Here is a 14,138-nt window from a genome sequence, read left to right as displayed (position 1 = left end):
AAGGACTCCTTATTGTTACTTTATTAATGTCATGATGTGGTTTAGAAATAGAAATAACATATTCTGAATCAGTCCGTTGAGCATGTTGCAAAAAGACACAATTGCCAATCCAAGATTACCAAGTAGCTGCAGGGGGTAAAGCAACAGTTAGATGTAAAAAATCACATTAAATATCAAGTTAAATCAAATAGTTTGAAAGAAAAAATAGTTGTTAAAATAAGTTTTTATCCGATTTAACTTGGATTCAATAGTGAAAAGGACTATATCTAAATGGGTGGGCGAGAAAAGCAACTTATCGATCAGCCTATTTTCTGGTAGCGCTATTTATAAAAAAATTAATAGATAATTAAAATTTAATTTAGGAAAACGATTAAAACGAATTCTGAATGATTAAAGTCAAATTAAATGCTGAAATGTCTAAAAAATCATCCCAAAGACTAAGGCTTATAAACTAGCAAGTGAAATCCAAAATCAGGTACAATTGGCGGGATTAATTTTGTGTTTGGTGTATTTGAAGGCCAATACATACATTCTTTGTTAACAAATAGGCCTGCCAGGAGTTATCCCCGCATGAGTGCTATTACTCCATACGAATGGGCAATTATTGCCTTCGTGATCGGCGTTACATTTTTATGCGTCTTTATGCTGACTGTCCCATTACTCCTCGGGGGTAAATCATGGGGCCGTGCCAAGCAGGAGCAGTTTGAGTCAGGTGTAGTTAGCGCAGGTGGAGCTCGTATCCGCTTGTCTGCAAAATTCTATTTAGTTGCAATTTTCTTTGTAGTGTTTGATTTAGAAGCACTTTATCTATATGCATGGGCAGTTTCTGTTCGTGAGGTAGGTTGGATTGGTTTTGCAACTGCAGCTATCTTTATCATAGTTTTACTTGTTGGTTTGATTTACGAATTATCGACAGGCGCACTCAATTGGGCACCTTCAGACAGACGTAAGGCAGCAGGAATTAAAGCTAAGATTGGTTCGCCAAATATGGATCTTGCAGAAATTACGCGCTTCAACTCAATTGAAGAATTGGTGATGGATCCAACGGGTCAAATCCCGGCTCAATCATCTGGTTTTGTGAAAAAGTCACAAACTCAATTATCTGATAAGGAGTAAGACGGGATGAAATATACATTAACCCGTGCGAATCCGAATGCTGACCAATATCCACTTCAGGAACGTATTGTTGTAGAAGATCCGTTGCTAGAAGAAGAAGTGAATAAAAATGTATTCATGACTCGCTTAGAGGATGTGGTACATACAGCAGTCAACTGGGGTCGTAAAAACTCAGTTTGGCCATTTAACTTTGGTACATCTTGCTGCTACGTAGAATATGCAACGACCTTGACCGGCGTGCATGACTTGTCACGTTTTGGTGCCGAGGTTATCCGTGCTTCACCGCGTCAGGCGGACTTAATGATTGTAGCGGGTACTTGCTTCGTAAAAATGGCGCCAGTAATTCAGCGTCTGTACGAACAGATGCTTGAACCAAAATGGGTCATTTCAATGGGTGCATGTGCCAACTCAGGTGGTATGTACGATATTTATTCAGTCGTACAAGGTGTGGATAAAATCATCCCGGTCGATGTGTATATTCCAGGTTGCCCACCACGTCCTGAAGCTTTGATTCAGGCATTGATGCTGTTGCAAGACCAGATTCAACTAGAGCGTCGTCCGCTTTCTGCGGTGATCGGTGATGATCTTAAGCCAGTGTATAAGCCAAAGATGATGCCGGAACGTGACCGTAAGAAAGACCAGCGTGTTGCTGTGAAGAACTTACGCTCTATGGATGAAATTAAATAATTTAAACGACAGGTTGTTTTGTTGTGCACCCGCTATGGGTGTAATTGTCGTTTAGGTTGACTGAATTTGTATTAAATAGGAAGCCAAGCCAATGGCTGAAACTGACATTGCTATGCCAGAATCAACGCCTGTTGATTCACGCCCAGCATTTGCCATCATTGAAGAACTCAAAACCAAATTTGGTGAGAACTTCTTTGTGCAAACGACTTTCGAGGATTTCCCGACAGTCTGGGTTGAGCGCGCACGTGTACAAGAAGTTTTAATGTTCTTGCGTACAGTGTCACGTCCTTACGTGATGTTGTTCGACCTGTCAGCGGTAGATGAGCGTCTGCGTACGCACCGCGATGGTTTACCTGCGTCTGACTTCACCGTGTTCTATCACCTGTTGTCGCTCGAGCGTAATACTGACATTCGTATTAAAGTTGCCTTAGCTGAAAGCGATTTGAATCTTCCGACGGCAACCAATATTTGGCCAAATGCCAACTGGTACGAACGTGAAGCTTACGATATGTTCGGGATCAATTTCGAAGGGCATCCAATGCTCCGTCGTATCTTGTTGCCAACCTATTGGGAAGGTCATCCGCTACGTAAAGAATATTCTGCGCGTGCGACTGAATATACGCCGTATTTGCAAGATAAAGCCAAACAGGACTACGAACAGGAACATCTTCGTTTCGTCCCTGAAGATTGGGGTATGAAGCGCGGCAATGCCGATGAAGACTTCATGTTCCTGAACTTGGGTCCGAACCATCCATCTGCGCACGGTGCGTTCCGTGTGATCTTGCAGCTGGACGGTGAAGAAGTGAAAGACTGTGTGCCTGACATCGGTTATCACCACCGTGGTGTGGAAAAGATGGCTGAACGTCAAACCTGGCATTCATTCATTCCGTATACAGACCGTGTCGACTACCTCGGTGGTTGTGCGCAAAACATGCCTTACGTGCTTGGCGTAGAGCAAATGGCGGGTATTACTGTACCTGACCGTGCGCAATGTATCCGCGTGATGATGTCTGAACTGTTCCGTATCAATAACCACTTGCTGTTCATTGGTACTGCGATTCAGGATGCCGGCGGTATGACGCCAGTCTTCTACATGTTTGCTGACCGTCAGAAAATCTATGACGCAATTGAAGCGATCACCGGTTACCGTATGCATCCGGCATGGTTCCGTATCGGTGGTACCGCACACGACCTTCCAAACAACTGGCAGCACCTGATTCGTGAAATCCTGGACTGGATGCCGAAACGTTTGAAGGAATATCATACTGCAGCGCTGAAAAACTCAGTATTTGTGGGTCGTACCCGTAATGTTGCGCAATACGATGCAAAATCTGCATTGGCTTGGGGTGTAACAGGTACAGGTCTACGCGCTACAGGTATCGACTTTGACGTACGTAAATACCGCCCATATAGCGGTTATGAAAATTATGACTTCGAAGTGCCGGTTGAGTACGAAGGCGATGCCTATGCACGTGTCATCGTTCACTACCGTGAAATCGAAGAATCACTGAAAATTATCAAACAATGTTTAGATAATATGCCGTCTGGTGCGTACAAAGCAGACCATCCACTGGCTGTTCCACCACCAAAAGACAAGACATTACAAGATATTGAAACCTTGATTACGCACTTCCTGAGCGTATCTTGGGGTCCTGTAATGCCGGCGGGTGAAGCATCTGTGATGGCGGAAGTGGTGAAAGGCGCGTCGAACTACTACTTGACTTCAGACAAGTCAACCATGAGTTACCGTACCCGTATCCGTACACCAACCTTCACGCATTTACAGCAAATGCCTTCTGTGATTAACGGCAGCTTAATGTCTGACTTAATCATTTATTTAGCGACCATTGACGTCGTAATGGCTGACGTGGATCGCTAAGGGGTAATCGCATTATGATGATTTTGACTGATAAAAAGCCACGTGTGAATGTTGAAGGGATTTTGACTGCGGACGAAATTCACGATATCGAACATCACATGGGGCACTACCCATACCCACGTGCAGCGTGTCTAGATGCGCTGAAGTGTGTACAACGCCGTAATGGCTGGGTAGATGATGCGCAAATGAATGCCATCGCACAAATGCTGAGCATGAGCGTTGCAGACCTTGAAGGTGTGGCAACGTTCTATAACCGTATTTACCGTCAGCCGGTCGGTCGTCACGTAATTTTATTATGTGATTCGATTGCGTGTTTCTTGATGGGTGCGGAAACTTTGGCAGAAGCATTCCAGCGCGAATTAGGAATCCAGTTTGGTCAAACGACTGCAGATGGTCGTTTCACTTTGCTGCCAATTTGCTGTCTGGGCAACTGTGACAAAGGTCCAACCTTAATGATTGATGAAGACACGCACGGTCTGGTTGAAGTGACTTCGGTGAAACAGCTGTTGGAGAAGTATGTATGAATACTGAACCAAAACCAATTTATGGCGACGGTAACCCGGAAACGCATCCATTAACATGGCGTTTAAGCAAACAAGCCAACGTACGTAATGCAGATGATTACGAAGCGCTGGAAGGTTATGCAGGCTTTAAAAAAGCACTGAGCATGTCGCCTAAAGATGTATTGGAAGTGGTTAAAGCAGCGACTGTTAAAGGTCGTGGTGGTGCAGGCTTCCCGGCAGGCATTAAATGGTCTTTGATGGCGCCAAACGACAACTCAGGTCCACGTTACCTGATTTGTAATGCCGATGAGATGGAACCAGGTACCTTTAAAGACCGTTTGTTGATGGAAGATCTTCCGCATCAATTGATCGAAGGGATGCTGATTGCGGGTTATACGCTTGAAGCAACACACGGTTATATCTTTATCCGCGGCGAGTACATCGAAGCTGCTCAGTACTTAAATGAAGCACTTGAGCAAGTTCGTGCCAAAGGTTATTTGGGGGATAACATCCTCGGTACAGGCTGGAACTTCGAGTTACACGTGCATACCGGTGCGGGTCGTTATATCTGCGGTGAAGAAACTGCATTGATTAACTCGCTTGAAGGTCGCCGTGCCAACCCGCGTACTAAACCGCCATTCCCGCAAGTTGCAGGTGCTTGGGGTCGTCCTACGATTGTGAACAACGTAGAGACCTACAACAACTTACCAGCCATTATGCTGCGTGGTCCTGAATGGTATATCAACTTGTCTGCGGGTAAGTCGAAAGATCCAGGCACCAAGATTTATGGTGCATCAGGTAAGGTAAAATTCCCGGGTCTATGGGAGCTTCCATTTGGTACGACAGCACGTGAAGTGATTGAAGACCATGCGGGTGGTATGCGTGACGGCTTAAAACTGAAAGCATGGTTACCGGGTGGTGCATCGACTGACTTCCTGGCTGCCGAGCATATTGATCTTCCTATGGATGCGGAAAGCATCATGAAAGCAGGTTCGCGTTTAGGGACTTGTTTGTTGATGGTGGTAGATGAAACCCAATGTATGGTTTCAGCGACACGTAACCTCGAAGAATTCTTTGCACGCGAATCATGTGGTTTCTGTACGCCTTGCCGTGATGGCTTACCTTGGGCTGTGAAAGCGCTGAAAGCACTGGAAGATGGCACAGGTAAGAAAGAAGATATCGATCACTTACAAGAACTGACTCGTAAGCTTTGGATTGGTAAAACTTTCTGTGCCCACGCACCGGGTGCAATGGAGCCGCTTATGGGCGCACTCAAATATTTCCGTGGCGAATTTGAAGCGAAGGTTGTGAATGCCGCCGCTCAAACCAGCAACGTAGAACAAGCTTAAGGAATTCGACTATGGCTACAATTCATGTCGATGGCAAATCGTATGAAGTCAACGGCTCGGAAAACTTGCTACAAGCATGTTTGAGTCTTGGCATTGATATCCCATACTTTTGTTGGCATCCATCCTTAGGTTCTGTCGGTTCTTGCCGTCAATGTGCCGTGACCCAGTACGCGAATCCAGAAGATACGCGTGGCCGTTTGGTCATGTCATGTATGACGCCAGCATCTGACAATACCTACATCTCGATTGAAGACAAAGAAGCCAAAGATTTCCGTGCTTCGATTGTTGAATTCTTGATGACCAACCACCCGCACGACTGTCCAGTCTGTGAAGAAGGTGGTCACTGTCATTTACAAGATATGACTGTAATGACGCAGCATGACCGTCGTCGCTACCGTTTCACCAAACGTACCCATTACAACCAGGAGCTTGGCTCATTCATTTCGCATGAAATGAACCGTTGTATCGCGTGTTACCGTTGTGTGCGTTACTATAAAGACTACGCAGGTGGTACGGACTTCGGCGTGTATGCAAACGCATCACGTGTTTACTTTGGTCGCCCAGAATCAGGTACTTTAGAGTCTGAATTCTCGGGTAACCTGACTGAAGTCTGTCCAACAGGTGTATTCACCGACAAAACTCATTCGGCTCGCTACAACCGTAAATGGGACATGCAGTATGCGCCAAGCGTATGCCAAGGCTGTTCTTCAGGTTGTAATATCTCTCCGGGTGAACGTTATGGCGAACTTCGCCGCGTAGAAAACCGTTATAACGGTGAAGTCAACCAGTACTTCTTATGCGACAAAGGCCGTTTCGGTACAGGTTATGTGAACCGTGAAGACCGTCCGCGTCAACCACAATTCCGTCAAGGTGCAACTGTTGAAACTGTTTCAGTGGATGCAGCACTAGACAAGGTCATTGCAAATATCCAGGGCAAAAAAGTATTGGGTATTGGTTCACCGCGTGCATCACTTGAGTCGAACTTCGCACTTCGTGAGTTGGTGGGTCAAGAGAACTTCTCAACAGGTCTATCTCAAAAAGAGCAAAACCTGGTTGAACTTGCTGCTTCTATCATGCAAACCGAGGGTGTTTACAACCCGAACATGCGTGAAATTGAAAGCTACGATGCTGTGTTAATTTTGGGTGAAGACCTCACACAAACTGCGCCACGTATGGCTTTATCTGTTCGCCAGGCTGCGAAAAATAAAGGCAAAGAGATGGCGGCAGAGCGCCGTACGCAAGAATGGTTGGCTGAACCGGTACAACGTATTGCCCAAGATGCGAAATCTCCGATTTACATCCTGGCTGCGACACAAACCCGTTTGTCTGATGTTGCTGAAGGCGAAGTGGTTGCTTCTCCAAACGACATCGCGCGTTTAGGTTTTGCGGTTGCTGCAGCAGTTGCTGGTGAAACGATTCTTGGTTTAGATGACGACGCCAAAGCATTTGCACAAACCATTGCGGACACTTTAAAAGCTGCGAAGAAACCACTGATTATCTCGGGTACAAGCTTGCAAGATCCTGCCATTATGGAAGCTGCTGCACAAGTTGCACAGAATCTGGGTAATGCAGGTCTGACTTTGACGGTTCCTGAAGTGAACTCGATGGGTATGGCAATCTTTGGTGGTCAAAGCCTAGAGCAAGCATTTGCACAAGATTACGATACTGTGATTGTGGTTGAAAACGACCTTTACCGTCGTCTTCCTGCTGCACAGGTCGATGCTGCACTTGCAGGTAAAGATGTGATCGTACTGGATCACTCTGAAACTGCAACAGTGAAAAAAGCCGACATCGTACTTTCTGCTGCATCGTTTGCTGAAGGTGATGGTACTGTCGTTTCTCAAGAAGGCCGTGCACAACGTTTCTACCAAGTGTATGACCCAAGCTACTACAATCCTGAATTGGCGATCAAGGAATCTTGGCGCTGGTTACACGCTCTGGAAACAGGCGTAAAAGGCAAAGCGATTTCTTGGACTTTACTGGATGATGTGATCGAGTCAGTGGCGAAAAACGTTCCTGCGCTTGAAGGCATTCTGGATGTTGCACCTGATGCGGGCTTCCGTGTTCATGGCTTGAAAGTGGCACGTGAACCACGTCGTTACTCAGGTCGTACTTCAATGCGTTCGCCATTGTCTGTACATGAGCCGAAACAGCCTACAGATAAAGACTCCGCATTAACATTCTCGATGGAAGGTTATGTCGGAGACCAGACTCCATCTCCACTGGTTCCATTTGCATGGTCTGCAGGCTGGAACTCGCCACAAGCTTGGAACAAGTTCCAGGAAACTGTGGGTGGTTCACTGAAAGGTGGTGATTCAGGCGTTCGTTTATTCGACCGTTTGGCAAAACGTCCGGCACGTACATTCGTTGCACCGGCACCTGTTCTGGTCAATGCTGAAAGCTTCCGTCTAGTACCGATGCACCATATTTTTGGTTCAGGTGAATTCACGGTAAAAACACCAGCGATGGAAACGCGTATTCCTGAAGCGGTATTTGCAGTGGGTGAGCAGGATGCAGCGCGCCTGAATGTTCAAGATGGTCAGACAATCACGGTGAAAGCAGGTGAGACGTCAATCGTTCTTCCAGTTCAAGTGATTGAATATTTACCGACAGGTTATATTGGCTACCCAATCGGTCTGGCACCGACGGTATCTCTTGCAGAGCCTGTTTCAGTCGCGGTAGGAGTGTAATTCATGGAACAAGAATTAATCCGTCAAACGCCGCTGTGGGCTGAAAACTGGCCAATTGCCTATTCAGTCATTCAAGCGATTGTGATTTTGCTGGTTGTAGTACTGATCGCTGCGTTGATGTCTTTTATTGAACGTCGTTTACTCGGCTTGTGGCAAGACCGTTACGGTCCGAACCGTGTTGGTCCGGGTGGTATGTTCCAGATTGTTGCCGACATGCTGAAAATCATGTTCAAGGAAGACTGGACACCTAAGTTTGCTGACAAATTGACTTTCCGTATGGCGCCAGCAGTTGCGATGGCAACTGCGGTGCTGTCGTTCATGGTTATTCCTGTATCACCTTATTTAGGTGTAGCAGACATGAACATCGGCCTGTTGTTCTTTATGGCAATGGCGGGTATTGCAGTTTATGCAGTCCTGTTCGGTGGCTGGTCATCAAACAACAAATATGCCTTACTGGGCGGTTTACGTTCTGCAGCTCAAACCATTTCGTATGAAGTGTTCTTGGGTATCTCGTTGATGGGTGTGGTGGCAATTGCCGGTTCATTCAACATGCGTGAAATCGTTGAAGCGCAAAAAGATGTCTGGTTTGTGATTCCTCAGTTCCTAGGTTTCTTGATCTTCGTGGTTGCAGGTGTGGCGGTAACGCATCGTCACCCATTTGACCAACCAGAAGCAGAACAGGAACTGGCAGAAGGTTACCATGTTGAATACGGCGGTATGAAGTGGGGGATGTTCTTCGTTGCGGAATACGTCAACGTGGTACTGATCTCTGCATTGATCGTGACTTTATTCTTCGGTGGCTGGCTTGCGCCATTCAACCTTGATATTCCGTTCCTTCCAGCAGCATTCTGGTTCATTATCAAAACAGCATTCTTTGTAATGATGTTTGTACTGGCGCGTGGTTCATTAATGCGTCCACGTTATGACCAGGTGATGAACTTTGGTTGGAAAATTTGCTTGCCATTGGCGTTGGTTAACCTTTTGGTAACTGGTGCTGTGATTCTGATGAATCAGGCCTAAGACAGCAGGGAGAACAAAATGTTTAAATTTCTAGCTGGATTCGGGTCAATCGTTCGTTCGTTGTGGATGGTGTTCAGCCACGCAACACGTAAACGTGACACCATTTTATATCCGGAAGTGCCGGCCGAAGAAATCGTGCCACCACGCTTCCGTGGTCGTATCGTATTGACGCGCGACCCTGATGGCGAAGAACGCTGTGTGGCATGTAACCTGTGTGCGGTTGCCTGTCCGGTAGGCTGTATTTCACTACAAAAAGCAGAACGTGAAGATGGTCGCTGGTATCCGGAATTTTTCCGTATCAATTTCTCGCGTTGTATTTTCTGCGGTATGTGTGAAGAAGCGTGTCCAACCACTGCGATTCAGATGACCCCGGATTTCGAGCTTGGTGAATATGTTCGTCAAGACCTGGTCTATGAAAAAGAACACCTGCTGATTTCTGGTCCTGGTAAATATCCTGACTATAACTTCTACCGTGTAACCGGTATGGCAGTTGCAGGTAAGGACAAAGGTCAAGCACAGCGTGAAAGTGCACCTGTTGATGTACGGAGTCTATTACCATGATGTGGCCATTTTATTTAATGGCCCTCGTGGCCATTGTCTCTACTGTTCGCGTGGTGACTAACGCGAATCCGGTACATGCTTTATTAAGCCTGATCGTGTCATTGCTTGCAGTCGCAGGCATGTTCCTGATCGTCGGTGCACCATTCGCTGGTGCGCTGGAAGTGATTGTTTATGCGGGCGCGATCATGGTGTTGTTCGTGTTCGTAGTGATGATGCTGAACCTGGGTGAGCAGACCGTTGAACAAGAACGCAAATGGTTGACCTCATCGGCTTGGGCTTATCCGGCGTTGATGAGCTTCCTGATCGGTTTGGTACTGGTATGGGTATTAAACTCTGATTACACACAAGCTTCACTGGTAATGGGTACAGAAATGGTGGGCCCGAAAGCAGTGGGTCAAGCACTCTTTACGCAATACTTGTTGTTGGTTGAAGTTGCCGCGATGTTATTGCTTGCTGCCCTGGTAGCTGCATTCCATTTAGGTAAACGTGAACCAGATGCAGAAGAGGAAAAAGAATAATGGGCAACATCCCTTTAGAGCATGGTTTGATCGTTGCATCTATTCTCTTTGCACTGGGTTTTTACGGTGTAATGGTGCGACGCAACCTACTATTTATTTTAATGAGCCTTGAAATCATGATGAACGCTGCTGCTTTAGCGTTCGTCCTGGCGGGCAGTGCATGGGCACAGCCAGATGGTCAGATCATGTTTATCCTGATCCTGACGCTTGCTGCGGCAGAGGCTTGTATTGGTCTTGCGATCGTCCTTCAGTTCTATCATCGCTTCCATCACCTGGATGTGGATGCTGCTAGTGAGATGCGCGGATGAGTTATTTATATCTAACAATTTTATTTCCGCTCATTGGTTTTGTCCTGTTAGCGGCGGGGCGTAACAAGCTTCCGGAATCTGTTGCAGCAATGATTGGTGTCGGTGCAGTCGGTTTATCTGCACTGTTCGCACTGATTGCGGGTATGGACTTTGTGAATAATGGTTCAACTGCAGTTGTGCAACATCTCTGGACCTGGTTCAGTGTTGGCGGTTTTGCTCCGGGCATCAGCTTGCAGCTGGATGGCTTGTCTTTATTGATGCTGGGCATGGTGACAGGCGTGGGTTTCTTAATTCACATCTTTGCATCATGGTACATGCGCGGTGAAGAAGACTTCGCACGTTTCTTCTCTTACTTCAACCTGTTCGTTGCAAGCATGTTATTGCTGGTATTGGGTGACAACCTGGCGTTGTTATTCCTGGGTTGGGAAGGCGTAGGTCTGTGTTCATACCTATTGATTGGCTATTACTATCAGAATCCTGCAAATGGTCTGGCGGCAATCAAGGCATTTACCGTGACCCGTATCGGTGACGTATTCTTGCTGATTGCCATGTTCCTGATCTTCCAGCAATTCGGTACCTTGAACATTCAGTACATCGTTGAAAATGCAGCGACTGTAATGACACAAAGTTCATCTCTGACCATCTGGACAGCCTTGCTCTTGTTCTTAGGTGCTGCAGGTAAATCTGCACAGATCCCGTTACAAACATGGTTAGCCGATGCGATGGCAGGTCCGACACCTGTTTCTGCATTGATCCATGCTGCAACGATGGTAACCGCAGGTGTTTACCTGTGCTGCCGTCTGTTTGCAGTCTTTGAACTTGCACCAGAAGTGATGGTATTTATTTCGATCACAGGTGCGGTGACCTTACTGGTTGCTGGTTTTGCTGCACTGGTTCAAACCGATATCAAACGTATTCTGGCTTACTCAACTATGAGTCAGTTGGGTTATATGTTTATGGCGGTGGGTGCTGAAGCATATCAGGCAGGTCTGTTCCATATGCTGACTCACGCATTCTTCAAGGCACTCTTGTTCTTGTCGTCTGGTGCAGTGATTCTGGCTTATCATCACGAACAAAACATCTTCAAGATGGGCGGTCTGTTCTACAAGAACAAATTCCTGTTTGCATGTTTCGCGATTGGTGGCGGTGCATTGGCAGCGATTCCATTCCTGACGATTGGTTTCTTCTCAAAAGATGCGATTCTTGCTGCAGTCTGGACGCAAAGTCATATTGCTGGTTTACCAGTGTATAACACGCTGTACTGGGTCGGTGTTGCAGGTGCATTCTTAACGTCTATTTATACATTCCGTTTAATCTGGGTTGTATTCTTCGGCAAAGAAAACACGCCTTATCACGAAATTAAAGGTGCAACTTACTGGGCGCCACTGGCGATTCTTGCTGTACTTTCAACAGGTCTGGCGATCGTACTAAAAGCACCAGTGATGAGCATTCTGGATGCTGCACAAATTCCAGCCTTCATTATTCCTGAAGCGCTTGAAGCAGGTGCACATGGTGCTGAATACATCGCAATCGCTGTTGCTTTAACAGGTCTTGCAGTCGGTGTCGTGCTGTTTGCTTTTGCTTACAATGCAGTCAAACGTTTTGCAGCCACTTCTGTAGGGGCTGGCTTGGTCAATATCTGCCGTAATGCATTAGGTTTCGATACGCTGTATGACATCATTTTCGTGAAGCCATATTTAATGTTCGCGAAGATCTTTGGTCGTGATCCAATTGATGGCCTATGGCTGGTACTTCCTGCACTTGTTAAAGGTGGTCACAGCTTTACAAGTTCACGTCAAACCGGTTCACTGCGTGAATATGCATCTAGTATGGGGCTCGGTGTCGTTGTCCTACTGATGATCTTGATCGTGATTCAGGTCGTGGGGAAATAAAATGGAAGCTCCAAACAATATTATTTTGCCGGCTCTGATCCTCATTCCGTTCATTGCAGGTTTCATATGCTGGTTGGTCGATAAACTCGACCAACACTTACCGCGTTATATCGCGCTGATCGGTATGCTGGTGACGTTGGTTTTGACCATCGTCCTTTGGCAGACTGGTACCTATAACTATGAATTAGGCGGTGCTACACCTTCGTGGGCTGCCGAATTCAAATTGCCTTGGATTCAAACCCTGGGTATTAATATTCACTTGGCAGTGGATGGTTTATCACTTCTTATGGTTGGCTTGACTGCACTCCTGGGTGTGCTGGCAGTAGGCTGTTCATGGGGCGAGATTCAAAAGAACGTTGGTTTCTTCCACTTGAACCTTTTATGGTCGTTGGGTGGTGTCATCGGTGTCTTCCTTGCGATTGACCTGTTCCTGTTCTTCTTCTTCTGGGAGATGATGCTGGTGCCAATCTACTTCCTGATTGCCCTTTGGGGTCATAAAGGAGCAGAAGGCAAGTCTCGTGTTTATGCAGCTAACAAGTTCTTCATTTACACGCAGGTTGCCGGTTTGGTGATGCTGATTGGTATCCTTGGCCTGGTAACTGTGGGCTATACCATGACGGGTGAAATCCGTTTCGACTACAACTATTTATTAGGTGTCGCGAATACGCTTGACGCTCAGGCGCCAGCGGTGGCTTATGTGTTCATGATCTGTTTATTCATCGGTTTTGCGGTAAAGCTTCCAGTTTTCCCATTACACGGCTGGTTACCAGATGCGCATGCGCAAGCACCAACAGCGGGTTCTGTCGATCTTGCTGGTATCTTGATTAAGACTGCGGCGTACGGTTTATTACGTTTCGTGATTCCGTTCTTCCCGGCAGCGTCTGCACAGTTTGCAGACTTCGCAATCATTCTGGGTTTAATCGGTATTTTCTACGGTGCTTGGTGTGCTTTCCAGCAAACCGACATGAAACGCCTGTTGGCTTATACCTCTATTTCACACATGGGCTTCGTTTTACTTGCGATCTACGCGGGTAATATCCTGACCTTCCAGGGTCTGATGATCATGATGCTGGCGCATGGTATTTCATCTGCTGCACTGTTTATTATGTGTGGTCAGGTATATGAGCGTGTACATACGCGTGATATGCGTTTGATGGGTGGTATGCGCGGTCAGTTCCCGTATCTTGCATTCTTCCTGATGTTCTTCGTTGCGGCGTTGGTGGGTATTCCAGGTCTAGGTAACTTCATTGGTGAGTTCCTGATCCTGATGGGTGCTTATGCGAAATTCCCGGCGTTTACCATTCTTGCGGCAATCAGCTTGGTATTTGCGGGTCTGTACGGTCTGATCCTGATTCACAAAGCCTTGTTTGGTGTACCAAATGAAGCGCAACAGCAGCACTATACAAATCCGTTAAAAGATCTAAATGCACGTGAAATCGCATTATTGTTGATCTGTGCGTTTGGTCTACTTTGGCTTGGTCTATATCCACAAAGCTTCCTTGACGTTTCTAACTCAAGCATGGCGTGGTTAGCGAATAGCTACATTCCAGTTCAAGAAGTGGTTGAAGTTGCTGATCAAGTAACGACTCAACTTGAAAATGTGGAGATCCAATAA

The 14,138-nt window shown here is 46.5% G+C and carries 12 protein-coding genes; all 12 read left to right on the top strand.

The features are described 5' to 3' along the window. Positions 1-570: 570 nt before the first annotated feature. The gene (gene ndhC, locus FTT86_RS02780; protein WP_004280779.1) at positions 571-1,116 is read left to right on the top strand and encodes an NADH-quinone oxidoreductase subunit A; all 546 of its coding nucleotides are present in this window, start codon (positions 571-573) and stop codon (positions 1,114-1,116) included. A gap of 6 nt (positions 1,117-1,122) precedes the next feature. Continuing rightward, the gene (locus FTT86_RS02775) at positions 1,123-1,803 is read left to right on the top strand and encodes an NADH-quinone oxidoreductase subunit B family protein (RefSeq protein WP_004280778.1); all 681 of its coding nucleotides are present in this window, start codon (positions 1,123-1,125) and stop codon (positions 1,801-1,803) included. 91 nt (positions 1,804-1,894) lie between these two features. After that, the gene (gene nuoC, locus FTT86_RS02770) at positions 1,895-3,682 is read left to right on the top strand and encodes an NADH-quinone oxidoreductase subunit C/D (RefSeq protein WP_004732074.1); all 1,788 of its coding nucleotides are present in this window, start codon (positions 1,895-1,897) and stop codon (positions 3,680-3,682) included. A gap of 14 nt (positions 3,683-3,696) precedes the next feature. Then, the gene (gene nuoE / locus FTT86_RS02765) at positions 3,697-4,206 is read left to right on the top strand and encodes an NADH-quinone oxidoreductase subunit NuoE (protein WP_004280775.1); all 510 of its coding nucleotides are present in this window, start codon (positions 3,697-3,699) and stop codon (positions 4,204-4,206) included. Further along, positions 4,203-5,534: an NADH-quinone oxidoreductase subunit NuoF gene (gene nuoF / locus FTT86_RS02760; protein ID WP_005106202.1), complete on the top strand. Its 1,332-nt coding sequence runs from the start codon at positions 4,203-4,205 to the stop codon at positions 5,532-5,534. The genes nuoE and nuoF overlap by 4 nt, the downstream gene beginning before the upstream one ends. An 11-nt stretch (positions 5,535-5,545) precedes the next feature. Continuing rightward, a complete protein-coding gene (nuoG, locus tag FTT86_RS02755; protein WP_180180502.1) occupies positions 5,546-8,224 on the top strand; it encodes an NADH-quinone oxidoreductase subunit NuoG in 2,679 nt (892 codons plus the stop codon). Positions 8,225-8,227: 3 nt separating this feature from the next. Then, a complete protein-coding gene (gene nuoH / locus FTT86_RS02750) occupies positions 8,228-9,244 on the top strand; it encodes an NADH-quinone oxidoreductase subunit NuoH (RefSeq protein ID WP_004280772.1) in 1,017 nt (338 codons plus the stop codon). Between the two features lie 18 nt (positions 9,245-9,262). Next, entirely contained in the window at positions 9,263-9,805 is a 543-nt protein-coding gene (nuoI, locus tag FTT86_RS02745; protein WP_004280771.1) for an NADH-quinone oxidoreductase subunit NuoI, read from the top strand. Continuing rightward, positions 9,805-10,323, top strand: a complete 519-nt coding sequence (nuoJ, locus tag FTT86_RS02740) for an NADH-quinone oxidoreductase subunit J (RefSeq protein WP_171054322.1) — start codon at positions 9,805-9,807, stop codon at positions 10,321-10,323. The genes nuoI and nuoJ overlap by 1 nt, the downstream gene beginning before the upstream one ends. Next, positions 10,323-10,631, top strand: coding sequence for an NADH-quinone oxidoreductase subunit NuoK (gene nuoK / locus FTT86_RS02735; protein ID WP_004280769.1), 309 nt, complete (start codon positions 10,323-10,325; stop codon positions 10,629-10,631). Before nuoJ ends, nuoK begins: the two co-directional genes overlap by 1 nt. After that, positions 10,628-12,523, top strand: a complete 1,896-nt coding sequence (nuoL, locus tag FTT86_RS02730) for an NADH-quinone oxidoreductase subunit L (RefSeq protein WP_004732069.1) — start codon at positions 10,628-10,630, stop codon at positions 12,521-12,523. The genes nuoK and nuoL overlap by 4 nt, the downstream gene beginning before the upstream one ends. 1 nt (position 12,524) lies before the next feature. Beyond that, on the top strand, positions 12,525-14,138 hold the full coding sequence (nuoM, locus tag FTT86_RS02725; RefSeq protein ID WP_180180501.1) for an NADH-quinone oxidoreductase subunit M: 1,614 nt from the start codon (positions 12,525-12,527) through the stop codon (positions 14,136-14,138).

Source organism: Acinetobacter sp. YH01021 (genome assembly GCF_013420255.1).
Classification (GTDB): domain Bacteria; phylum Pseudomonadota; class Gammaproteobacteria; order Pseudomonadales; family Moraxellaceae; genus Acinetobacter.
The sequence above is the reverse complement of the archived record's forward strand: the minus strand, read 5'-3'. Positions and strand labels throughout refer to the sequence as shown.

Bases quoted from the DNA above. Each gene is read 5' to 3' on its own strand.
- ndhC (WP_004280779.1), top strand. From the start codon at position 571: ATGAGTGCTATTACTCCATACGAATGGGCAATTATTGCCTTCGTGATC.
- nuoJ (WP_171054322.1), top strand. From the start codon at position 9,805: ATGTGGCCATTTTATTTAATGGCCCTCGTGGCCATTGTCTCTACTGTT.
- nuoC (WP_004732074.1), top strand. From the start codon at position 1,895: ATGGCTGAAACTGACATTGCTATGCCAGAATCAACGCCTGTTGATTCA.
- nuoG (WP_180180502.1), top strand. From the start codon at position 5,546: ATGGCTACAATTCATGTCGATGGCAAATCGTATGAAGTCAACGGCTCG.
- nuoK (WP_004280769.1), top strand. From the start codon at position 10,323: ATGGGCAACATCCCTTTAGAGCATGGTTTGATCGTTGCATCTATTCTC.
- nuoI (WP_004280771.1), top strand. From the start codon at position 9,263: ATGTTTAAATTTCTAGCTGGATTCGGGTCAATCGTTCGTTCGTTGTGG.
- nuoM (WP_180180501.1), top strand. From the start codon at position 12,525: ATGGAAGCTCCAAACAATATTATTTTGCCGGCTCTGATCCTCATTCCG.
- nuoL (WP_004732069.1), top strand. From the start codon at position 10,628: ATGAGTTATTTATATCTAACAATTTTATTTCCGCTCATTGGTTTTGTC.
- nuoE (WP_004280775.1), top strand. From the start codon at position 3,697: ATGATGATTTTGACTGATAAAAAGCCACGTGTGAATGTTGAAGGGATT.
- nuoF (WP_005106202.1), top strand. From the start codon at position 4,203: ATGAATACTGAACCAAAACCAATTTATGGCGACGGTAACCCGGAAACG.
- nuoH (WP_004280772.1), top strand. From the start codon at position 8,228: ATGGAACAAGAATTAATCCGTCAAACGCCGCTGTGGGCTGAAAACTGG.
- FTT86_RS02775 (WP_004280778.1), top strand. From the start codon at position 1,123: ATGAAATATACATTAACCCGTGCGAATCCGAATGCTGACCAATATCCA.